This is a genomic window from Nitratiruptor tergarcus DSM 16512 (assembly GCF_027946175.1).
In the GTDB taxonomy this organism is placed as follows: Bacteria; Campylobacterota; Campylobacteria; order Campylobacterales; family Nitratiruptoraceae; genus Nitratiruptor; species Nitratiruptor tergarcus.
This window is the reverse complement of the sequence record NZ_AP026671.1, coordinates 668,358-690,725: the sequence shown is the minus strand read 5'-3', so window position 1 is coordinate 690,725 and position 22,368 is coordinate 668,358. Positions and strand designations below refer to the sequence as shown.

19 protein-coding genes, 1 other RNA gene and 2 pseudogenes are annotated in these 22,368 nt (G+C 38.4%); 15 read left to right on the top strand and 7 right to left on the bottom strand.

Annotation, left to right across the window (positions count from 1 at the left end; genetic code table 11):
• Window positions 1-45: 45 nt before the first annotated feature.
• The 11 genes from NITER_RS03640 to NITER_RS03590 all read left to right on the top strand — a co-directional run bounded on the left by NITER_RS03640 (window position 46) and on the right by NITER_RS03590 (window position 10,099).
• A complete protein-coding gene (locus NITER_RS03640; protein ID WP_084275827.1) occupies window positions 46-2,262 on the top strand; it encodes an NADP-dependent isocitrate dehydrogenase in 2,217 nt (738 codons plus the stop codon).
• A gap of 39 nt (window positions 2,263-2,301) precedes the next feature.
• Window positions 2,302-3,261 (top strand): malate dehydrogenase, encoded by a 960-nt coding sequence (gene mdh / locus NITER_RS03635; RefSeq protein ID WP_084275828.1) that lies wholly within the window; start codon window positions 2,302-2,304, stop codon window positions 3,259-3,261.
• Entirely contained in the window at window positions 3,258-4,121 is an 864-nt protein-coding gene (locus NITER_RS03630) for a fumarate hydratase (protein ID WP_084275829.1), read from the top strand. Before mdh ends, NITER_RS03630 begins: the two co-directional genes overlap by 4 nt.
• Before the next feature lie 9 nt (window positions 4,122-4,130).
• The gene (locus NITER_RS03625) at window positions 4,131-4,685 is read left to right on the top strand and encodes a Fe-S-containing hydro-lyase (RefSeq protein ID WP_084275830.1); all 555 of its coding nucleotides are present in this window, start codon (window positions 4,131-4,133) and stop codon (window positions 4,683-4,685) included.
• A gap of 14 nt (window positions 4,686-4,699) precedes the next feature.
• Window positions 4,700-5,872, top strand: a complete 1,173-nt coding sequence (gene sucC, locus NITER_RS03620; RefSeq protein ID WP_084275831.1) for an ADP-forming succinate--CoA ligase subunit beta — start codon at window positions 4,700-4,702, stop codon at window positions 5,870-5,872.
• On the top strand, window positions 5,872-6,744 hold the full coding sequence (gene sucD / locus NITER_RS03615; RefSeq protein ID WP_084275832.1) for a succinate--CoA ligase subunit alpha: 873 nt from the start codon (window positions 5,872-5,874) through the stop codon (window positions 6,742-6,744). Before sucC ends, sucD begins: the two co-directional genes overlap by 1 nt.
• On the top strand, window positions 6,744-7,037 hold the full coding sequence (locus tag NITER_RS03610; protein WP_084275833.1) for a heavy-metal-associated domain-containing protein: 294 nt from the start codon (window positions 6,744-6,746) through the stop codon (window positions 7,035-7,037). Before sucD ends, NITER_RS03610 begins: the two co-directional genes overlap by 1 nt.
• 1 nt (window position 7,038) lies before the next feature.
• Window positions 7,039-7,377 (top strand): 4Fe-4S dicluster domain-containing protein, encoded by a 339-nt coding sequence (locus NITER_RS03605; protein WP_084275834.1) that lies wholly within the window; start codon window positions 7,039-7,041, stop codon window positions 7,375-7,377.
• A gap of 9 nt (window positions 7,378-7,386) precedes the next feature.
• A complete protein-coding gene (locus NITER_RS03600) occupies window positions 7,387-8,535 on the top strand; it encodes a 2-oxoglutarate synthase subunit alpha (RefSeq protein ID WP_084275835.1) in 1,149 nt (382 codons plus the stop codon).
• Between the two features lie 12 nt (window positions 8,536-8,547).
• Window positions 8,548-9,402: a 2-oxoglutarate ferredoxin oxidoreductase subunit beta gene (locus tag NITER_RS03595; protein WP_084275836.1), complete on the top strand. Its 855-nt coding sequence runs from the start codon at window positions 8,548-8,550 to the stop codon at window positions 9,400-9,402.
• 82 nt (window positions 9,403-9,484) lie between these two features.
• Window positions 9,485-10,099, top strand: coding sequence for a 2-oxoglutarate:acceptor oxidoreductase subunit OorC (locus tag NITER_RS03590; protein WP_084275837.1), 615 nt, complete (start codon window positions 9,485-9,487; stop codon window positions 10,097-10,099).
• Between the two features lie 15 nt (window positions 10,100-10,114).
• Here NITER_RS03590 and NITER_RS03585 read toward each other — a convergent pair whose 3' ends face one another.
• Window positions 10,115-10,549, bottom strand: a complete 435-nt coding sequence (locus tag NITER_RS03585) for a hypothetical protein (RefSeq protein ID WP_084275838.1) — start codon at window positions 10,547-10,549, stop codon at window positions 10,115-10,117.
• Between the two features lie 249 nt (window positions 10,550-10,798).
• Between NITER_RS03585 and NITER_RS03580 the strand changes: the two are divergent.
• Window positions 10,799-11,257 (top strand): annotated as a pseudogene (locus tag NITER_RS03580) (helix-turn-helix domain-containing protein); the annotation flags it as partial.
• A 54-nt stretch (window positions 11,258-11,311) separates the two neighbouring features.
• Here the strand turns inward: NITER_RS03580 and istB are convergent.
• Together istB and istA are read right to left on the bottom strand one after the other, a co-directional pair.
• Entirely contained in the window at window positions 11,312-12,100 is a 789-nt protein-coding gene (gene istB, locus NITER_RS03575) for an IS21-like element helper ATPase IstB (RefSeq protein WP_425596374.1), read from the bottom strand.
• Window positions 12,093-13,169 (bottom strand): IS21 family transposase, encoded by a 1,077-nt coding sequence (gene istA, locus NITER_RS03570; protein WP_281847534.1) that lies wholly within the window; start codon window positions 13,167-13,169, stop codon window positions 12,093-12,095. Before istA ends, istB begins: the two co-directional genes overlap by 8 nt.
• A 111-nt stretch (window positions 13,170-13,280) precedes the next feature.
• Between istA and NITER_RS03565 the strand changes: the two are divergent.
• Both NITER_RS03565 and rnpB read left to right on the top strand, forming a co-directional pair.
• Window positions 13,281-13,922 (top strand): annotated as a pseudogene (locus NITER_RS03565) (integrase core domain-containing protein); the annotation flags it as partial.
• Window positions 13,923-13,945: 23 nt separating this feature from the next.
• Window positions 13,946-14,277, top strand: an RNA gene (gene rnpB, locus NITER_RS03560) — RNase P RNA component class A.
• Here rnpB and NITER_RS03555 read toward each other — a convergent pair.
• From NITER_RS03555 to NITER_RS03545, 3 genes are read right to left on the bottom strand one after another with little or no spacing between them, the layout of a single operon-like run.
• Window positions 14,273-14,947, bottom strand: a complete 675-nt coding sequence (locus tag NITER_RS03555; protein ID WP_084275839.1) for a dUTP diphosphatase — start codon at window positions 14,945-14,947, stop codon at window positions 14,273-14,275. The genes rnpB and NITER_RS03555 overlap by 5 nt on opposite strands.
• Window positions 14,948-14,956: 9 nt before the next feature.
• Window positions 14,957-16,435: a SulP family inorganic anion transporter gene (locus NITER_RS03550; protein WP_084275840.1), complete on the bottom strand. Its 1,479-nt coding sequence runs from the start codon at window positions 16,433-16,435 to the stop codon at window positions 14,957-14,959.
• 36 nt (window positions 16,436-16,471) lie between these two features.
• Window positions 16,472-19,075, bottom strand: a complete 2,604-nt coding sequence (locus NITER_RS03545) for a valine--tRNA ligase (RefSeq protein ID WP_084275841.1) — start codon at window positions 19,073-19,075, stop codon at window positions 16,472-16,474.
• Between the two features lie 65 nt (window positions 19,076-19,140).
• On the opposite strand from NITER_RS03545, the gene NITER_RS03540 reads away from it, so the two are divergent.
• Window positions 19,141-21,126: an ATP-dependent helicase gene (locus NITER_RS03540; protein WP_231988945.1), complete on the top strand. Its 1,986-nt coding sequence runs from the start codon at window positions 19,141-19,143 to the stop codon at window positions 21,124-21,126.
• Here NITER_RS03540 and NITER_RS03535 read toward each other — a convergent pair.
• Entirely contained in the window at window positions 21,123-22,367 is a 1,245-nt protein-coding gene (locus tag NITER_RS03535) for a type II secretion system F family protein (RefSeq protein ID WP_084275843.1), read from the bottom strand. The two genes, NITER_RS03540 and NITER_RS03535, sit on opposite strands and share 4 nt — an antisense overlap.
• Window position 22,368 lies beyond the last annotated feature (1 nt).

The window sequence follows — 22,368 nt, the reverse complement described above, 5'->3', positions numbered from 1 at the left end:
TTGTTACTATATGAATGTAATAAATTTTGAACAAGAGGAGAAAAAATGGCAAAAGCGAAAGTGGTTTGGACAAAGATAGATGAAGCACCAGCTTTAGCAACATATTCGTTGCTTCCAATTGTAGAATCTTTTACAAAAGATAGCGGCGTAGATATTGAGCTAAGAGATATCTCACTTGCAGGAAGGGTGATTGCTGAATTTAGCGATAGACTCCCTGAAGATAAAAAACAGGCTGATGAGCTTGCATATCTTGGCGAACTAGTACTTAAGCCAGAAGCAAATATTATTAAACTTCCTAATATTTCTGCTTCTATTCCACAGCTTGTAGCAACTATCAAAGAGTTACAATCTCAAGGATATGACATTCCGGATTTCCCAGAAGAGCCAAAAACTGCTGAAGAGGTAGAGCTGAGAAACAGATTTGCAAAACTTCTTGGATCTGCAGTAAACCCTGTGCTTCGACAAGGAAACTCTGATAGACGCCTTAGTAAAGCAGTAAAAGAGTATGCAAAAAAATTCCCACATAAAATGAGACCAGTTAGTCCAGATAGTAAAAGCTATGTTGCACATATGGATAAAAATGACTTTTATCAAAATGAGCAATCTTTCATTAGCGATAAAGATCAAACTGTAAAACTTGTATTTGAAGGAAAAGATGGAAAAACAGAAGTTTTGAAAGAGGTTGAAGTAAAAAAAGGTGAGGTTTTCAGTGCAGCTTCACTTAATAGAAAAACACTTCGAGAATTTTATGAGTGTGTTATTAATGATGCAAAAGAGAAAGATATTCTTTTCTCTCTCCATGTAAAAGCAACAATGATGAAAATTTCTGATCCTGTGCTCTTTGGAGATGCGATCAGAGTATATTTTAAAGAGCTATTTGATGAGTATGGCAAAGAGCTTGAAGAGATTGGATTTGATCCAAATAACGGTTTAGTAGATTTGGAAAATAAACTCTCTAAACTTCCTGATGGCGTGCAACAAGATATTAAAAATAAAATTCAAGAGATTTTACAAAAAAATGCTCGCATGTATATGGTTGATAGTGATGCAGGTATCACAAATCTCCATGCACCAAATGATGTAATTATCGATGCTTCTATTCCAGCTGTTATCAAAAATGGTTTGCAAGGATGGGGACCAGATGGAAATACAGCTGATACAGTAATTACTGTTCCAGATAGAACTTATGCAAGAATGTATAAAGAAATTGTGTCTGACATTGTTAAAAATGGACAATATGATCCTGCAAAAGTTGGAACTGTACAAAATGTTGGTTTGATGGCAAAAAAAGCGGAAGAGTATGGAAGTCATGACAAAACTTTCTTCCCACCAGAAGATGGATATATTAAAACAATCGATGAAGATGGCAATACATTGATGTGTCATGAGGTAGAAGAAGGAGATATTTGGAGAGCATACAGTGCAAAAGATGAAGCAGTAGTAGACTGGGCAAAGTTGGCCGTCAGAAGAGCAAAAGAGAGCGGATATCCAATCGTTTTCTGGCTTGATAGCAACAGAGCACACGATGCAAACTTAATTAAAAAAGTAGTTGATGTTCTTAGAAATGAAGATCTTAACGGTGTTGAGTATCACATTATGGCTCCAGAAAAAGCTATGCGCTATACGCTTAGAAGATTTAGAGCAGGTGAGGGAACTATCAGTGTAACTGGAAACGTATTAAGAGACTACCTCACAGACCTATTCCCAATCATAGAAGTTGGTACAAGTGCGAGAACACTTTCAATCGTTCCACTTTTAGCAGGTGGTGGTGTATTTGAAACAGGTGCAGGTGGTAGTGCACCAAAACACGTAGAGCAGTTTTTAAAAGAAGGGCACCTACGATGGGACAGTCTTGGTGAATTTATGGCGCTTGTTGAATCACTCAAACTTGCAGTAAAACAAGGCGCAAGTGAAAAAACAACTATCATTGCAGATGCTCTTGATAGAGCTGTTGGTAAATATCTTAACAATGATAAAACTCCAAAAAGAAAAGTAGGTGAGCTTGATAACAGAGGAAGTCACTACTATCTTGCTACATACTGGGCTGAAGAGCTTGCAAGCTGTGGAGATAGCGAACTTGAAGCCAAATTTGCTCCGGTTGCACAAAAACTCAAAGAGAATGAGGAAAAAATCTTAGAAGAGATAAGAGCTGCTGAAGGCAAACCTACCGATATTGGCGGGTATTATCATCCAGATGATGAAAAAGCATCTGCAGCAATGAGACCAAGCAAAACATTTAACGAAATTATTGATAATATTTAAAAAACTTGAGGGCTTTTGCCCTCAAAGAAAGGAATGTCAATGCCAAAAGGTTCAAAAGTATCAATTGTAGGTGCAGGTGGTAATGTTGGAAGTATCGTTGCATACTCTATTGCAATGCAAGGACTTGCACATGAAGTTATTTTAGTAGATCGTGATAAGGATAGAGCAAGAGGGAAAGCACTTGATATGAACCAAGCTGCAGCAGCTCTTAGAACACACTCAGTTGTGAAAGCAGCAGAGAGTTATGAAGATATAGCTGATTCAAAAGTTGTTGTTATAACTGCTGGCTTTCCTAGAAAACCTGGGATGAGCAGAGATGATCTCTTGTTTGCAAATGCTGATATTGTGAGTGAGGTAACAGAGAATGTTGTCAAGCATGCTCCAGACTCCATTATCATTGTTGTAACAAATCCCCTTGACACAATGACGTATGTTGCTTTGAAAAAGAGTGGATTTCCAAAAAATAGAGTTATTGGAATGGCTGGGATACTTGATGGTGCAAGAATGACCCACTTTATTTATGAAAAACTTGGATTTGGTGCTGGTCAAATACGTGCTACTGTTATAGGTGGCCATGGAGATTATATGGTACCACTTCCGCGCTACTCTACAGTCGCAGGCATTCCAATAACTGACCTGTTAACTCCTGGAGAACTTGCAGAAGTAGTTGAAGCAACAAAAAAAGGTGGTGCGCAAATTGTCAAGCTTATGGGAACAAGCGCATATTTCGCTCCTGGTAAAGCTACAGCAATTATGGTAGAAGCAATTTTGAAAGACTCTAAAAAGATCTATCCATGTTCAACACTTTTAGAGGGAGAATATGGCGTACATGGTATTCCAAATGGTGTACCTGTAACTCTTGGGGCTGATGGAGTTGAAGAGATAATTGAGTTGCAACTTACACCTAAAGAGCGTGAGGAGTTTGATAGGAGTGTGGCATCGGTTAAAGAACTCATTGATATCTTAGAGAGCCAAGACTACTTTGGAGAAAAAAAATGAGAACCGTGCAATATGGTGATATAGTTAAAGCAATTCGAGATACCATCATCTACTCTACCACACATTTAAGTGAAGATATGCATAAGGCTTTACAAGAGGCTCTAGAAAAAGAGGAGAGTTTAGTTAGTAAAGCAGTCTTAGAGCAACTGTTAGAAAATGCAGAAATTGCAGCAAACGAAAATAAGCCACTTTGTCAAGATACAGGACTTGCAATCTTTTTTGTCAAAATGGGAGAAGATGTAAAAGTAGAAGGCGGTAGTCTCAAAGAAGCAATTTTTGAAGGAACAAAAAAAGGATATGAAGAAGGATATCTAAGAGCTTCTACATGTGACTGTTTTACCAGAGCAAATCTTAAAGATAGTGTGGGTTACAACCTCCCTCCGGTTATCTATTTTGATATTGTTCCAGGCGATAAAATAGAGATAGAGTTTGCTGCCAAAGGTGGCGGAAGTGAAAATGGAAGCCGTGCAAGAGTCCTTGCTCCAGCGCAGGGAAAAGAGGGAATAAAAGAGTTTGTCAAGCAAGTTGTCAGTGATGCTGGGCCAAATGTCTGTCCTCCGATTGTTGTAGGTGTTGGAATAGGTGGTAGCTTTGATTATGCAGCCGTTATGAGTAAGCATGCTCTCTTTCGTGATATTGGTACTCCAAATCCTGATCCAGAACTTGATGCCTTTGAAAAAGAGATTTTAGAAGAACTCAATAAGCTCGGAATCGGTGCTATGGGTATGGGTGGCACACAGACTGCACTTGCTGTTCATATTGAAACATATAAACCAGGTAGAATGTGCCATATTGCTTCACTCCCAGTTGCAGTAAATATTCAGTGTCACAGCTCACGTCATGCACATATAACCATTTAAGGAATAAAAATGGCTGAATACAAATTACAAACACCATTGAGTGATGCAGATGTCGAAAAACTCAAAGCCGGAGATATTGTCTATCTTACTGGAACAATATATACTGCACGAGATGCTGCGCACAAAAGGCTTGTAGACCTCATTTTTGAAGGTAAAGAGCTTCCTTTTGATTTGCATGGAGCAGTTATCTACTATGTGGGACCAACTCCCCCAAAGCCAGGAGAAGTAATTGGAAGTGCTGGACCTACAACAAGTTATAGAATGGATAGCTACGCTCCAATTTTAATTGAGCATGGCCTCAAAGGTATGATAGGCAAAGGAAAAAGAAACGATGCAGTTAAAGAGGCATGTAAAAAATATAAAGCTGTCTACTTTGGTGCAGTAGGGGGCGCAGGTGCACTTTTAGCAAAACGCATAAAAGATGCTGAAGTAATAGCATATCCAGAGCTTGGCCCTGAAGCGGTTCGCAGAATTGTAGTAGAAGATTTTCCGGTCGTTGTGGTCAATGATACCTATGGTAACGATCTCTATGAAGAGGGTCGAAAACAGTGGGCAAAAGTATAAGAAAGGAGTAATGAATGAATATACATGAATATCAAGCTAAAGAGATCTTTCGTGCGTATGGCGTACCTGTTCCAAGAGGAGAGGTAGCTTTTACTGGACCAGAAGCAAGAGAAGCAGCACAAAAACTAGGTGGTGACCTCTGGGTTGTAAAAGCACAAATTCATGCTGGTGGTCGTGGTAAAGCTGGCGGTGTAAAGCTAGCAAGAAGCCTTGATGAAGTAGAAAAAATTGCTGAAGAGATGATAGGCATGACCCTCGTGACTCACCAAACAGGTCCTGAAGGGAAAAAAGTAGAGAAAGTTTACATCGAAGAGGGCGCAGATATCCAAAAAGAGTACTATCTTGGAATGGTGCTTGATAGAAGCAGCGAAATGCCAGTAATGATGGCTTCAACTGAAGGTGGTATGGAGATAGAAGAGGTTGCTGCGAAGACTCCAGAAAAGATCATCAAAGTAGCAATCGATCCTACAATCGGTTTTCAAGGATTTCATGGAAGAAAACTAGCGTTTGGATTGGGATTAGCAAAAGAGGAGATTAGACCATTTATTCAGTTTTCTGAGGCTCTCTATAGAGTCTATATGGATAAAGATGCAAACCTCATAGAAATCAACCCGCTTATTAAAACAGGTGATGGCAAATTTTTGGCATTAGACGCAAAAATGGGCTTTGATGATAATGCTCTTTATAAACATCCTGATATTCATGAGATGAGAGATTTAAGTGAAGAAGATCCTGTTGAGCTTGAAGCTGCTAAATACGGATTAAGTTACGTTAATCTTGATGGAAACGTTGGATGCATGGTAAATGGTGCAGGGCTAGCTATGGCTACAATGGATATTATCAAACATGAAGGGGGTGAGCCTGCAAACTTCCTTGATGTTGGAGGTGGCGCAAATCCTGATACTGTTGCAAAAGGGTTTGAGCTTATTTTGAGTGATGAAAATGTTAAGAGCATTTTTGTCAACATCTTTGGTGGAATTGTTCGCTGTGACCGCATTGCAAATGGTATCTTACAAGCTACGCAGCAAGTAGAAGTCAATGTGCCAGTTATTGTCAGACTAGATGGAACCAATGCCCAGGAAGCGGCAGAAATATTGAAAAATGCAAATATCAAAAACATCATTCCTGCTACTGATTTGGCTGATGGTGCAAGAAAGGCTGTTGCAGCTGCGAAAGGAGAGCTATAATGAGTATTTTGGTAAACAAAGATACAAAAGTTATTGTCCAAGGTTTTACTGGAAAAGAGGGAACGTTTCATAGTGAGCAGTGTATTGAATATGGTACACAAATAGTTGGTGGTGTTACTCCTGGTAAAGGTGGACAGACACACCTTGATAGGCCAGTATTTAATACTGTAAAAGAAGCAGTTGATGCTACTGGGGCAACTGTAAGTATGATCTTCGTTCCACCTGCCTTCACTGCAGATGCTGTGATGGAAGCAGCAGAAGCTGGCATTGAGCTTGCTGTCATCATCACTGAAGGTGCACCTGTAAAAGATATGATGTATGCAAAAATGTATGCTACAAAAAATGGAATGAAAACTATTGGACCAAACTGTCCTGGAATCATTACCGCTGAAGAGTGTAAAATTGGAATTATGCCAGGATTTATTTTCAAAAAGGGACCAGTAGGTCTCATTAGTAAATCTGGAACACTTACTTATGAAGCAAGTAATCAGGTAGTAAAAGAGGGGCTTGGTATAACAACTGCTGTTGGAATTGGAGGGGATCCGATTATCGGACTTAGCTACAAGCAACTTCTGCCAATGTTTGAAGCAGATCCTGAAACTGAAGCAATTGTTATGATTGGTGAGATTGGTGGAACGTTAGAAATAGAGGCCGCTGAATTTATCAAAGAAAATATTACAAAGCCTGTTGTAGCGTTCATTGCTGGCCAGACTGCTCCAAAAGGCAAACGTATGGGACATGCCGGAGCGATTATTAGTGGTGGCCAAGGAACTGCACAAGAGAAGATGGAAGCACTTGCAGCAGCTGGCGTACATGTTGTCAAATCACCTGCAGATATCGGCAAAACTGTAGCAAAGGCACTTGGCAAATAATGAAAAAAAGTTTTGCAGTAGCAAATATTCGATGTGAGGGGTGCGCGAATAGTATCAAAAAAGCGCTTTCTCCTCATTTTAGTTTCATAGATGTTAATCTTACAAAAGAGCCTCGAATCGTAACAGTTGAGTTGCAAAATGAGGCCGATGAAGAGAAATTCAAAGAGATATTAATAGGTCTAGGTTATCCTTTATATGATCAAAAATTATCCTCAATGGATAAATTAGGCCTCAAAACAAAAAGTTTTGTGAGCTGTGCAGTTGGAAAATTTACTTTAGATAAAGGAGAATAATATGGGATTATTAAAAGCCCCTGAAAACACACCTGTATGGGTTGAAGAGAATAACTGTAAAGCGTGTGACCTTTGTGTTGCTTATTGCCCAGCAGGTGTTTTGGCAATGGTTCCTGAGCCTAAAACTATTCTTGGTGCTATGGTAAAGGTTGTTTATCCAGATAGTTGTATTGGATGCAATGACTGTGAGCTTGAGTGTCCAGACTTTGCAATTATGGTGGCTGATAGAAAAGAGTATAAATTTGCAAAACTCAGCAAAGAAGCGAAAGAGCGAGCAGAAGCAATTAAGAAAAATCACTATATGGCTCGTGAAGAAGATATCAAAGCACTTTGTGCGTAAGGAGAGGTAATGGCAAGAGAAGTAATATCAAGTGGTAACGAATTGGCTGCAAAAGCAGCAATTGATGCAGGATGTAGATTTTTTGGAGGATATCCTATTACACCATCGAGCGAAGTAGCACATGAGATGAGTGTCCTACTTCCAAGAGTTGGTGGAAAATTTATCCAGATGGAAGATGAGATCGGTGGTATTGCGGTAGCACTAGGTGCTAGTATGAGTGGAGTAAAATCTATGACAAATACTTCAGGCCCTGGTATCAGTCTTAAGGCTGAGCAGATCGGTCTTGGTTTTATGACAGAGACTCCACTTGTAATTACAAACGTAATGAGAGGTGGTCCATCAACTGGTCTTCCTACTCGTGTGCAGCAAGGTGATATCAACCAAGCAAAAGCACCAACACACGGTGACTATAAATCTATCACTTTCTGTCCAGGTAGCCTTGAAGAGTGCTACACTGAAGTTGTGCGAGCTTTCAATGTGGCAGAAGAGCTTATGACTCCAGTATTTGTACTTTTGGATGAGACTCTTGGACATATGCATGGAAAAGCAGTGCTTCCAGATTTAGAAGAGGTACAAGCTTCGATTGTTGATCGCGCAAAACCTGATCCGTCAATTCCAAAAGAGGAGTTCAAACCTTTTGATGTTCCGCAAGATAAACCGGCTGTAATTCCTCCAATGTTCCAGGGATATAGGTTCCACCTTACTGGTCTCCACCACGGGCCTACAGGATTCCCAACTGAGGATGCAGAGATCTGTCAAAATCTGATTGAGAGACTTCATAGAAAAATCGATGTCAGAAGAAAAGATCTTCTCGATAGCTATGAAGAGTATATGCTTGATGATGCAGAGTGGCTCATTGTTGCGTATGGAAGTGTGAGTAGAAGTGCACGAGAAGCTATCAATAGACTTAGAGATCAAGGTGTAAAAATTGGTATGTTTAGACCAATTACACTTTGGCCAAGTCCAGAAGAGAAGATGAAAGAGATTGGTGAGAGATTCCCAGCTGAGAAAATCTTGATGCCAGAACTCAATATGGGTCAATATATCGATGAAGTAGAACGAGTTATGAAAAAGCGACCTGTGGCACTCAATAAAGCAAACGGTCGTCCAATCAGCCCAGCTGAAATCATAGAAAAACTCAAAGAGATGGGTATATAAAAGGGGGAGAAGATGGCTTTTAATTACAATGAATATTTACGAACGGACAAGATGCCAACGCTTTGGTGTTGGGGATGTGGTGATGGAATTATCCTTAAATCAGTAATTCGAGCAATTGACAGTCTTGGTTGGAATATGGATGATGTATGTGTAGTTTCTGGAATCGGATGTAGCGGTCGATTTAGCTCATATCTCAATTGTAATACTGTGCATACCACACACGGACGAACCGTTGCCTATGCAACTGGAATTAAATTGGCAAATCCTGATAAACATGTGATCGTCGTAGCAGGTGATGGTGACGGACTTGCTATCGGTGGGAACCACACTATTCACGGTTGTAGAAGAAACATCGATCTTAATTTCATTTTGATCAATAACTTCATCTATGGTCTTACAAACTCACAAGTAAGTCCTACAACACCAAAAGGAATGTGGGCAGTTACTACTCAATATGGAAACGTTGATCCAACATTTGATGCATGTGAGCTTGCAAAAGGTGCAGGGGCAACTTTTATTGCAAGAGAGACTGTAACAGATCCAAAAAAACTAGAGAAAATGTTTATTAAAGGTTTTCAACACAGAGGATTTAGTTTCTTTGATGTATTTAGTAACTGTCACGTTAACTTGGGAAGAAAAAACAAAATGGGTGAAGCGATTCAAAATCAAAACTGGATCGATAGTATCACAATGTCAAAAGCAAAATATGATAAGCTTCCAGAAGAGGAAAAAATCAACTATTTTCCAACTGGAATCTTGCACCATGTAACAGATCAAATGGAATATTGTGATGCTTACGATCTTGTTATTGAAGCAGCACAGAATAAGAAAAAAGTGGATATTCCTGTTCAGGTTAAACCATTCTAATCTGGGGCTTCGCCCCTTTGAATTGCTACACTCATAGTAGTTATTCACTAGAATACAAAAACAAACTCAAAGGAAGTTGACTATGAGACATCAATTACGATTTACCGGAGTTGGCGGTCAAGGTGTTTTGCTCGCAGGTGAAATTCTGGCTGCTGCAAAGATTAAAGCTGGCGGATATGGTGTAAAAGCTGCAACATATACATCTCAAGTGCGAGGTGGTCCTACAAAAGTGGATATCATCCTCGATGATGAAGAGATTTTGTACCCTTACGCAAATGAGGGTGAAATAGAATATATGCTCTCAACTGCACAAGTAAGTTACAATCAGTTTAAAAGTGGTGTAAAAGATGGTGGTATCATTGTATTTGAGCCAAACCTTGTAACGCCTTCCCAAGAAGATCTCGATAGATGGGAGATGTATGCGATTCCTATTATCTCTATTGCAAAAGAAGAAGTAGGAAATGTTGTAACGCAATCTGTAGTTGCTCTAGGTGTAACCATTGAGATGACAAAAGTATTGCCTGAAGAGCTCGTGTATGAGACAATGATCTCCAAAGTTCCGCCTAAATTTGTTGAACTTAATAAAACTGCATACAATCTTGGTGTAAAATATGCAAGAGAAGCAAAAGAGAAGGGCAGAATCAAAACTGTAGCAGAAGCAGAAGCCCTCAAAGCAAAAGATATTTGTGCAGTATAAGCTCTAGCCTTTTGGCTAGGCTTTTTCTTCTATTCTATAAAGTTTACTACCTTCTCTTAAATAGCAAAATTTGTCTTTTGTTGGCTTATGGAATAAAATATACTGCTCACACACTAAAATTTTATTTGCTGTGCTTTTTTTCTCATTTGTATGGTATGCCTCATAAAGAATTTGAAATTTTTTCCCACTCTGAGTATCATAAACAATATTGTCTTTAACAGTAATATTGTTCGATATATATTGTTGATGTTTCATGGTAGCTAGGACACCACCATATCCAAATATTGCTAGAACTATTGCTAAAGCCAACTCTTTAAAGTTTGTAATAATAAAATATGCCATTAAAAGTAAAGAACCTAATATTATCCAAGCACTTCTTGTATAGTAAGTTAAATAAATTTGCAGAGCTAAAAAGCCTAGAGTTGCAAGAGCAATTACTATTTTTTTCATTTATACTCCTTTTTGTAATTATAGCACTATCGAAGCAAATGTTAAAAACACGCAATATTTCTTGCATTAAACTGTCACCAGTTTTTAATTAAAGTAAAATCGAGATATATTTAATCGACATAAGCTTAATTAATTTTAATTACAATATGAATCATAGTTAAAATTCATTAGGAGTTCCATGTCTAGAGGACTTATACACTATCTGCATAAGTTCAAACACATATGGCACTCCGAGAGGGAGAGTGAGGAGTGCAAATCAAATACACGTTGCCAGGGCTCAAAGGATATAAAAGATTAGAGAGGATATACTACAATTCGCTTATGATAAGCGAAGAGGCAAAAAGAAGAAAAAAGATATTGGAGTTTTGGGAAAAATATGGACTAGCAGCAACAACTGAAGCTTTTGGAGTAAGCAGAAGAACACTCTTTCGATGGAAAAAGAGTTTCAATGATGCAGATGGCGATATAAAAGCCTTAAATCCAAAATCACGAAGACCAAAAAGAGTAAGAGAGTCAAAAGTACCAAGAGAAGTTATTAATGAGATAAAAAGATTAAGAAAAGAGTATCCCAATATCGGCAAAGCAAAACTCTACCACCTGCTTAAACCTTTTTGTGAAGAAAAAGAACTTAAAACTCCCTCGGAATCCACAATAGGAAGAATAATCGCAAAAGCACCAGATACAATGAGACTTTTTCCCTACCGTGTCAAGTGCAACCTAAAAATGTACCAAGATGCGAAGTGAAAATGTACCACTTTGAAACTAAAAATTGTTATCGAGTCCAGTAAGGACACCAGCTTTTCTTTTTTGCTTAAGCCTGTAGCTTTCACCTTGGATATTGAGTATATGGCTATGGTGAATAAGTCTATCAAGAACAGCAGTAGTTAACGCTTCATCATTGTTTAACACCTCCTTGAATTTTGTAAAAGATAGATTGCTTGTAATGATAATTGAACCTGTTTCATATCTTTTGTTGATTACCTGAAAAAAGAGATTGGCCTGGTTTTCATTGAGCTTGATATAGCCAAATTCATCGATAATCAAGAGTTTTACTGTATTGATAACCTTTTTGAAATAGTACTGCAATCTGTTTGTCTGCTGGGCTATCTCAAGTTGCAATAACAGATCTGCTGCAGTGATGAATTTTGTTTTTATTCTTGCTTGTGTAGCCAAATATCCCAAAGCTATGGCCAGGTGGGTTTTCCCAACACCGCTTGGTCCAATAAGCAGGATATTTTCGGCATTCTCTATAAATCTTAAAGTAGAAAGTTCATTAATAATATTTCTATCTACCGCAGAAGATGAGAAATCAAACATCTCCAGAGTCTTTACTTTTGGAAAGCCTGCCATTTTTAGTGTTGTTGCTTTTGAACGCTCTATCTTCTTTTGATGTTCATATCTAAAAAGCTCAAGCAAAAAGTGACTGTATGAAAGATTCTTTTTAGCTGCTTCTTGAGCTATGGATGAAAAGCTCTCTTTAATGGCAGGAAGTTTAAAAAGCGCAGCATACTCTTGTATCTGTTCATTTATACTGTGTATCTCTTTATGCATGGCAAACTCCCAAAAGCGCATCATACTCCTCTAAAGAACTCTTAGCTGTATTATGTATGTTTATGCTGTTTTTATACTTTTTATTTGACAAGGAAAGCTTTTTGTCTATGCAATTGTCATATTCATTTTTGTTATGCAAGCTTTTTGGCTTGGCTGAAATTATTAGCGGCAGCAGAGCTTTTTGCTCTTTTATAAAGAGCTCTTTTGGTTTTTGCTTCGTTGTTGCGTGCACTCTATTATGAACGATTTCAAGCCACTGAAATATCTGGCTGTTAAGAAGCTTTGTATCTATAACAAGCGAAGAGTTTTTGAGTCTTGCTTTCAAAGGAATATAGAAGTTTCCTTTCATATAGCCTATAACTCTCTCTACCTTCCCTTTTGTTTTTGCCCTGTAGGGTTTACAAAGTTTTGGAATAAATCCATACTCTTTGGAAAAATCCAAAAACCTCTCATTAAATCTGTGTTTTGCATTCCCGTAAGCGTTATGCTCTATCACCACGCTTTTGAGGTTGTCGTAAAGAATGGTTCTTGGCACTCCCCCAAAGAAGGCGAAAGCCTTTTTATGACAATTTATAAAACTATCAAAGCGCATATTGTCTGTAAAGCAGATAAATGCGTATCTGCTATAGCCCAAAATCATCGCAAAGGCATAAACGGGATTCTTCCCTCTTCGTATCACCGTCCAGTCAGCTTGCGCCTGCTCGCCCGGATCTGTCTCAAATCGCACTACCTCTTCCTCTTTTACATTCATATGCTCTTTATAAAGCCCGCTCATAAACGCCTGCAATATTCTTATCTTCCCCTCATACCCTTTGGCTGTAATCTCCCGGTATATTACCGTTGAAGGAATTTTATCCGGCAACCCTTGAGCTATTCTCTTTTTTATATACTCTTTGTATGGATCAAGCTTCGATTTGTAAACTCTCGGTTTTCTTGGCAGAAGCTTATCCTCTTTGAGTCTTTTGGATACGGTTCTTCTATCAAGTCCTGTCATCCTTGCAATAGCTCTTATGCTGTATCCTTGTCTGTAAAGTGTATGTACCATCACAAACTCCTCGTATGTAATCACTATTGCCTCCAAATATTTTTGGAAGCGATTATATTCTTTTATATTTCCTCATCTCATGGATGGTACATTTTCATCTTGCGTCTGTGGTGTATTTTAACATTGCAGGTGACAGCACCAGATACAATGAGACTTTTTCCCTACCGCATCGATACAAAAGGAAAAGTGAAACCAAAAAAGAAGACACAAAAAAACAGAAAACCAAAAAACCTCAAATCCAAACCATTTGAACTGTGGGCAGTCGATACCATCCAAATAGTATCAAACGGTATAAAACGATATATCCTTACTATGATTGACCCACTCACACGTATTGCATTCGCAGTAGCAATTCCCTCCAAAAGAGCAAAACATACTGCATATGCTCTTGAAGCTTTAATTGATGGAATAACTTCCATCAAACAAAAACGTACACTTGCAATTCTTTCAGATAATGGCAGTGAATTTAAAAAAGAGTTTGATGCTCTGCTTGAACAAAAAGGCTTTACACACTACTGGACATATCCAAGGAGCCCTAAAATGAATGCACACAATGAACGATTTAATAGAACAATTCAAGAACAATTTATTCAATACTATGAAGATTTACTCTTTACAGATTTGGATGAATTCAATAAAAAATTAGCAAAATGGCTCATCGATTACAATACCAAAATACCACACTCTTCTCTTAATTTTAAATCTCCGGTACAATACCTTCTTGAAAATCATTATGAGTGCCATATGTATTGGACTTATACACTATCTTTACATTAAGTTATATTTAAGGTATAATTTCACTGGCGCAGCGGATAGCTACTTGGAAATCCAAGAGGAAAGTCCGAGCTGCAGTGAGGCAGGGTTCCACCTAACGGGTGGCCGGTGAAAGCCGAGGGAAAGTGCAACAGAAAATAAACCGCCGATGGCCTTTTGGCACAGGCAAGGGTGAAAGGGTGAGGTAAGAGCTCACCGCTTCTGTGGTAACACAGAAGGCAGTGTAAACCCAACCCGCAGCAAGTCGCACCTGGTTGAAGCCTCACGTTACGAGTGCGACGCTTGAGCTTTATGGTGACATAAAGCCTAGATAAATTGCTATCCAAGACAGAACTCGGCTTACAGCTGCGCCTCTATAAATCCTCATACATAGTAGCAAGTTCTTCTTTGAGTTTTGTATATGTAATATTAGGATTTGCAGCTAAAATTTCTTGCATAACTACATTATCCTCTTTTCCATTCCAAATTTTTTTGTATGTTCCCTCTTTGTATCCATGCTCTTGGCGAAACTGATTGAGTGCATTTTTGCCAATATAGAGGCTATAAAGTTCAGCAAATGTGAGATTCACACTATCACACGCTTTAAAAAAGGTTTCCAAAAGAGACTCTTGCAGTGCTTCACTATCATTTTTCACTAAAGCTAGTGCCATGAGCTCTTCAAAAATATCAAGATACTCATCAACCTTTGCATTATCCCATACTTTGATCTTTATATCGCTCATACTATCTTTAGAATTATTTATAAGCTTTGCAGCCTGCGTTAAATCATTGTACTGTAAGAGATAGCTCATAATAAAGTGCCAGATATCAACGAGCTCTATTTTGATATTTGCAAAATCTGGTTGTGCATCAATACTTTTCCAGTGCTTCCATGGGAATGAGTCGATGAGTTCGGCGCTCTCCATATAGATACAACGCTTCCAGTTAATTACTTTTCCATTTTTTGTCATACCTTCCCGCCACTGCAAGCCATTTGTATCATTGTTGAGCTCATTTTGTAGCTGTAACATCTCATAAATTTTTTCCATTTTTTCTCCTTAATAATCTATTGCTACCCGATAATTTGGATCGTCCTCTTCCCATGTACAGTATGGACCAGCTTCAGTAAGAAGCTCCTTGCATTCATTACTTAAATGACGTAGCACAATACTTTTACCGGCCTCTTTATACTTTTTTGTAATTTTATCAATAGCTTCTACACCACTTTGATCCAACACGCGAGCATTTTTAAAATCTATAACTACCTCAAAAGGATCATTTTTTGGATCGAACTTTTCTAAAAAGGAGTGGACTGAGCCAAAGAAGAGGGGACCTTCAAGCTCATAGATTTTACGCTCACCTTCCATGTGAGTCCTTGCATAGATCTTTGCATGCTTCCAGGCAAAGACAAGTGCAGAGATAATAACTCCAGCAATAACTGCAATTGCCAAATCTGCAAAAATAGTAATAATTGTTACTGCAATCATCACAAACAGATCCTCTTTTGGCATTCTTTTGAAATGTCCTAAACTGCTCCAGCTAAAAGTAGCAATGGCAACAACAAACATAATACCAACAAGTGCTGCAAGAGGTATAAGAGCAATATATTTACTCAGTACCACAACAAAGAGAATAAGTAAAATAGCAGCAGTCAGAGCTGATAGCCGTCCTTTTCCGCCACTGGTGAAGTTGATCATCGATTGTCCAATCATCGCACATCCTGGCATTGCCCCAAAAAGACCACAAGTCATATTTCCTACGCCTTGTGCTATACACTCCTGATTGCCACTACCTCGCTCACCACTCATCTCATCAAGCACTGAAAGCGTTAAGAGTGACTCAATCAAACCTACCAAAGCAATTATGATGGAGTAGGGGAGAATAATTTTGAGTGTTTCAAAATTAAGAGGTGCAGCTGGTAAATGAAAAGTTGGAAATGAACCGCTAATATCTGCAAGATCTTTAATCTGCTTTGTATCAATATTAAATGTAAGTACAAGAGCAGTTATCGCAATGAGCGCTCCAAGACTTGCAGGAATCGCTTTGGTAAATCGTGGTAAAATGTAGATAATTGCCATAGTGAGTAGCACTAAAAAGATAGTCATGAGGTTACTATCTTTAATGAGAGGGATTTGGCTTGTAGCAATCACAATAGCAAGACCGTTGACAAAGCCATAAATTGCAGGCTGCGGAACGAGACGTATAAATTTTCCAAGACGAAAAAGGCCTATGAGGATCTGTATGATTCCAGCAAGAACTGCTGCCCAAAACATATACTCTACGCCATGTTTTAAAACAAGATCTACCAAGACTACTGCCACAGCTCCCGTAGCACCACTAATCATACCAGGCTTTCCACCAATAAGCGCAGTAATAAGTCCTAAAATAAATGCAGTATAGAGACCTATTTGCGGACTCAAACCTGCGATAAGTGCAAATGCGATTGCTTCAGGTATGAGAGCGACTGCTACGACAGTCCCACTTAATATGTCATTTTTTGGATTTGTTGTGAAGTTATAACGTTTTTGTAAAGACAAATATGAACCTTTAGAATTGATATGTAGCAAAAGAGGTTAGGAGAGACGTCCTAACTCCTCTTCGATTTTAGATAGTTTTTCTTGGGCTTCTTGAAGCGCTTTTTGGTTTTGCTCAACTACCTGAGCTGGTGCATTTTTGACAAAGTTTTCATTGCTTAACATTTTAGAGAGCTTTTCAATCTCTTTTTGCACTTTCTCTTTCTGCTTTGTCAGACGATTAATAATAGGTGAGAGATCAATTCCCTCAAGAGGAATAAAGACTTCTACCTCATCACCAATATCTGCTACTGCATTTGCTATTGCTTCTTGTGTGAAAAGAACTTCTTCAACTTTTGCAAGCTTTTGGATATATTTTTTGGCCTCATCGCTCATTTGGCCTTTGATATAGGCTTTTGGAATAGTTTTGTTTGCCATATCGATAAGCGCTTTTGCGCGGCGAATTGTCACAATCGCATCGATAATCTTTGCAAACTCAGCTTCTATTGTTTCATCACGCTCCCCAGCTACAGGGTACTCCATAATCATAATCGATTCATTTGATTCAAGATCTGTTCCACTGAGCATCTGGTAGAGATATTCAGTAATAAAAGGCATAAATGGATGGAGAAGCTTCATAGACTCTTTGAAAATTGCACCAAGCTCAGGGATACTACTCTTATCAGCTTTGCTCAGCTCAATTCCCCAGTCACAAAACTCACCCCACAAAAATCGATAGAGCGTGGTAGCTGCATCATTGAAGCGGTAGCTATCAAGATTTTCGCGCACCTCTTTGACTGTGTTGTTGAATCTACTCAATATATAGCGTCCTAGTTCTGTTTGGATCTGAGTATTTTGCAAGTCATCAAACTTCTCTTGATTCATCTGCAAAAATCTTGCTGCATTGTAGAGTTTGTTGGTGAAGTTGCGATAGAGCTCGAGGCGATCTTTGCTCAGACGTATATCGCGCCCTTGCACTGCAAGGATTGCGAGAGTAAAGCGCATTGCATCGGCGCTATATTCATTGATTGTATCGATTGGATCGATTACATTTCCTTTTGATTTACTCATCTTCTGGCCATGCTCATCGCGTACAAGTGCATGGAGATAGACATCTTTGAAAGGGAGTTTATGCAAGAAGTGCTCTCCCATCATCATCATACGAGCAACCCAGAAAAAGAGGATATCAAATCCAGTAATGAGAAGATCATTTGGATAAAACTCCTTAAGATCTGTCTCATTCCACTTTATGCCTTTTCCCCAATCACCATTTCCCCATCCAAGTGTAGAGAATGGCCAAAGAGCAGAGCTAAACCAGGTGTCGAGCACATCTGGATCTTGATAGATATTAGTCGATCCACATTTTGGACATTTTTCTTCATGCTCTTTTTTGCTTGCCCACTCATTGCCACAATCTTTGCAATACCAAACTGGGATCCTATGCCCCCACCATAGTTGGCGGCTTATACACCAGTCTCTAAGCTCTCGCATCCAAGCATTGAAGTTATTGAGCCATTGTGGCGGATAGAACTTTGTCTCACCTTCATTTGCCTTACGTACGGCATCTTTTGCAATTTCAGCTTTTACAAACCACTGTGGAGAGATGTAAGGCTCAACTACATTTCCACAGCGATAGCAGTGTCCTACCTGGTGGCGGTGTGGCTCAATCTTTTCTATAAATCCCTCTTCTTGAAGCTTTTGTACTACCTTATCTCTTGCTTCTAGACGCTCAAGCCCTGCAAACTCTCCTGCATGCTCGTTGAGAATACCTTTTTCATCAAAGATGGTGATGAATTCTAGATTGTGGCGTTTACCTACCTCATAGTCGTTTGGATCGTGCGCTGGAGTAACTTTCACAACACCTGTTCCAAACTCCATATCTACATGCTCATCTGCAATGATAGGAATCTCTCGATTGATTAGAGGCAAACGCACATGCTTTCCGATTAAGTGCTTGTAGCGCTCATCATTGGGATTGACCATCACTGCGGTATCGCCGAAGAATGTCTCAGGTCTTGTGGTAGCAACGACCACATACCCATCCTCTTCAACAAGTGGGTAGCGAATATGATAGAGTGCTCCCTCTTTCTCCTCATACTCCACTTCAATATCACTTAAAGCCCCATCGTGTGTACACCAGTTGACAAGATAGTTGCCTTTGACAATAAGCCCTTCGTTGTATAGTCTCACAAAAGCTTCTCGTACAGCATTTTTGAGCCCTTCATCCATAGTAAAGCGCTCTCTGCTCCACGCTGGACTCACTCCAAGAAGTCTTAACTGCGTTACAATGGCATTACCAGACTCCTCTTTCCATTTCCACACATACTCTAAGAACTTTTCTCTACCTATTTCCTCTTTTTTTATTCCCTTAGCTAGTAATTGCTTTTCAACTACATTTTGCGTAGCAATTCCAGCATGGTCAGTCCCTGGTTGCCACAAAGTTTTGTAGCCATCCATCCGCTTATAGCGCACCATAATATCTTGGAGCGTGAATGTGAGAGCATGACCGATATGGAGTCTCCCAGTAACATTGGGAGGTGGCATCATGATGCAAAAGTTTTTACCTTTTTGGATCTTTTTATTTCCATCTATCTCAAAATAGCCTCTTTGTTCCCATATTTGGTAAAATTGCTTTTCTATTTCTTGAGGGTTATATCTGCTCATTTAAGTGACCTTTAAGCTATAAAAATTTAGGGCAATTTTACCAAAATTTAACTTTAAGGAATATGATGTTAAATCCTGAACAGCTTGCAGCCGTTAACGCCCCTTATGGGTACAATCTTGTCATTGCAAGTGCTGGAACAGGAAAAACCTCCACTATAGTAGCACGCATTGCGAGACTACTTGAAGAGGGAGTTGAGCCTCAAGATATTTTACTGCTCACCTTCACAAATAAAGCTGCGGCAGAGATGATAAAACGGCTTGAGCAAAAGTTTGGCAAAAAGGCTAAGGATATTGAAGCTGGAACTTTTCATGCTGTCAGTTATCGTTGGCTTAAAAATATAGATTCACGTCTTGTACTCAAACAACCAAAAGAGCTTAAAACACTCTTTAAAAGTATATATGAGCGCAGAGATTTTTCTCAAGTTACAGAGATCAAACCATATGCAGCAAGTTCTCTTTATGATTACTACTCTTTGTATCAAAATAGCGAATTTATAAAAAGCTTTGGTGAATGGATAGCCCTAAAGAATCAGGAGCATAAAGAACTTGCGCCAATATATGAAGATATTGTCCTGGAGTATGAAGAGCTTAAAAATAGATATGGGTTTTTAAGTTTCAATGATCTGCTTTTGAAGATAATAGAAAATAAAAATGCAATAAAAAAATTTAAGGAAGTTCTTGTTGATGAGTATCAGGACACAAACAATCTTCAAGGAAAATTCATTGATGCTCTTCAATTTGATTCGCTTTTTTGTGTAGGAGACTATGATCAAAGTATATATGCTTTTAATGGCGCCAATATAGATATCATAGCAACTTTTAAAGATCGCTATCATCCAGTAAATGTATTTAATCTAAGCAAAAACTATCGATCCACCAAATATATTCTAGATCTTGCCAATCGAGTAATAATAAACAATGAGCGTATTTATCCAAAAAATCTTGAAGTAATGAATAGAAAAAATGCTATCTTACCGAAACTTTTGGCATTTGAAGATCTCTATGCACAATATGAAGGTGTAGCTGCGAGAATTCGAGCTTCTTTGACTCCCCGCAATGAAATAGCTGTTATTTATCGCAATAATGCAAGCGCGGATGGAATTGAAGCTGCATTACGAGAGCAGGGAATAGGATGTAAAAGAAAAGGAGGAACCAATCTTTTTGATCTTAAAGAGGTTAAAGCAATTTTCGATCTCTTAGCTATTCTTATCAACCCAAAAGATCTGTTAGCCTTTATTCATATATTAGAGTACGCCAAAGGCATTGGAGCAAATATTGCTAAAGATCTCTATGAAGCCTTGGTACTATGTGGAGAGGGAGATCTTAAAAAAGGCCTTCTCAATCCAAAAGATCTAAAAGATCCCTTCACAAAAAGAGCGAGAAATTATCAGTTGGGCCTCTTTGATGATTTGGGACAATTAGGAAGTAAATCAAGATTTCAAGGGTTAAGCATTTTAGATAATCCAGTTCTCAAACATCCAAAACTCTCCCAAGATGGAGCGTTGTATCTCAATGAACTTGCAAAACTTTTGCGGCTACGACTCAAAAGACCACAAAGTTTTATTGAACACATAGTAGACTCATTCATATTTAATAATATTAAAGAGCAACTTGCACAGCAAAGAGCAAAAAGAAAAGATGGGAGTATCGATCCTACTTTGTATAATGAAGCGATACATAAAATAGAGAGGCGTGCAGCATTAATTGTACATATCGCAAAAAACCATAACGATATATATAAATTTTATAATGCAATGGTTCTTGGTAGTAGTGAAATGGTACAAGGAGAAGGGGTCAATCTCTTGACCATTCATGCAAGTAAAGGGCTGGAATTTAAAGAGGTGTATGTGCTCGATCTCATGGAAGGACGATTTCCCAATCTCAAATTAGTTAGCAAAGGCGGATCTATCGAAGAGGAGCGCAGACTTTTTTATGTAGCAGTAACACGAGCAAAAGAGATGCTCTATTTGAGTTATGCAAAATATGACAGGGTAAAAAAGCAAGAGTTTTTACCCTCAAGATTTTTGCAAGAAGCAGGGCTTGTAGATTAGCCTCGCCCTTGTATAACTTGCGCCATATCCCACATTGGCAAGAAAATTCCAAGAGCCAAAAGAAGTACCATAGCTGCAATTATAACGAGCATAATAGGCTCAATATAACTTGAAAGATTATCGAGGATGTAATCAAATTTCATACCATAATATTCTGTAATTTTTTGTAGCATATTATCCAATTGACCACTCGCTTCACCCGCTGCAATCATTTGCAAAATCATATTTTCAAAAAGTCCTGTTTGTGCAAAAGCCTCTTCAATAGAAGATCCTTTTTCAACCATAGTTTTTACTATCTCTAGCTTCTCTTGTAAGTAACTGTTATCTACCAGGCTTATCGAATTTTCCAATGCATCAATAACAGGAATACCAGCTTTCACAAGTTCAGAGAAGACGAGCATGAAACGATTGAGCTGCGCATAATAGATAATATCTTTAAGCAGATAGAGCTTTAAAAGAAAAGTATCAATACTTTTTTTAAATTGGGGGTTTGTTCTATATAAAAATATCACAAAAATAGTAGATGCAATTAAAAACAGTAGAATATAAAGACCATAATGTGTAAAAATATATTCGATATTAAGCAAAATTCTTGTTGGAAGGGGTAGTTTGGCATGAAATCTTTCAAAGATCTCTTTGAATTTTGGAACTACATAAACAATCAAAATAGTAAAAGCGATAGCCATTGCCCCTAAAGTTATAAGAGGGTAGCGAATCGCTTTTTTGAATTTGCGTACATTCTCATCAATTTTTTCCAAAATGTTAGTTAAAGTAAAGAGTGCTGAGGCCATATCGCCCGTTTGCTCTCCAAGTTTAATCATCATTATTGTAAGATTGCCTAGTTCATCTTTATATTTTTCCATAGACTGGGAGAGACTTATACCAGCATTTATACTCTCTGCAATATCTTTCAAAATTATCTGTAGTTGTTTGTCATTTGTGGAGTTTGCTATTTCATTCAAAGCATCATGGAGAGGGATACCAGCATTTGCCATAACAGCTAACTGTCTCATAGTAGCAATGAGATTGGCACGTTTAATTTTAATTTTTCTAAATGAAAGGAGATAGTTTTTAAACTCTTCAACTTTTTCTTCTAATGGCTGAGATGTCTCTTCTATTTTTAGAACTACTCCATTAGTTTTGAGTTTTGCTTTTTCAATTGCCTCTTTTTTTGAATCTGATCGAATGAGAAAGCTATTTTTCTTCCCCTTACTCAAAACTAACACATTAAAATATTTCACC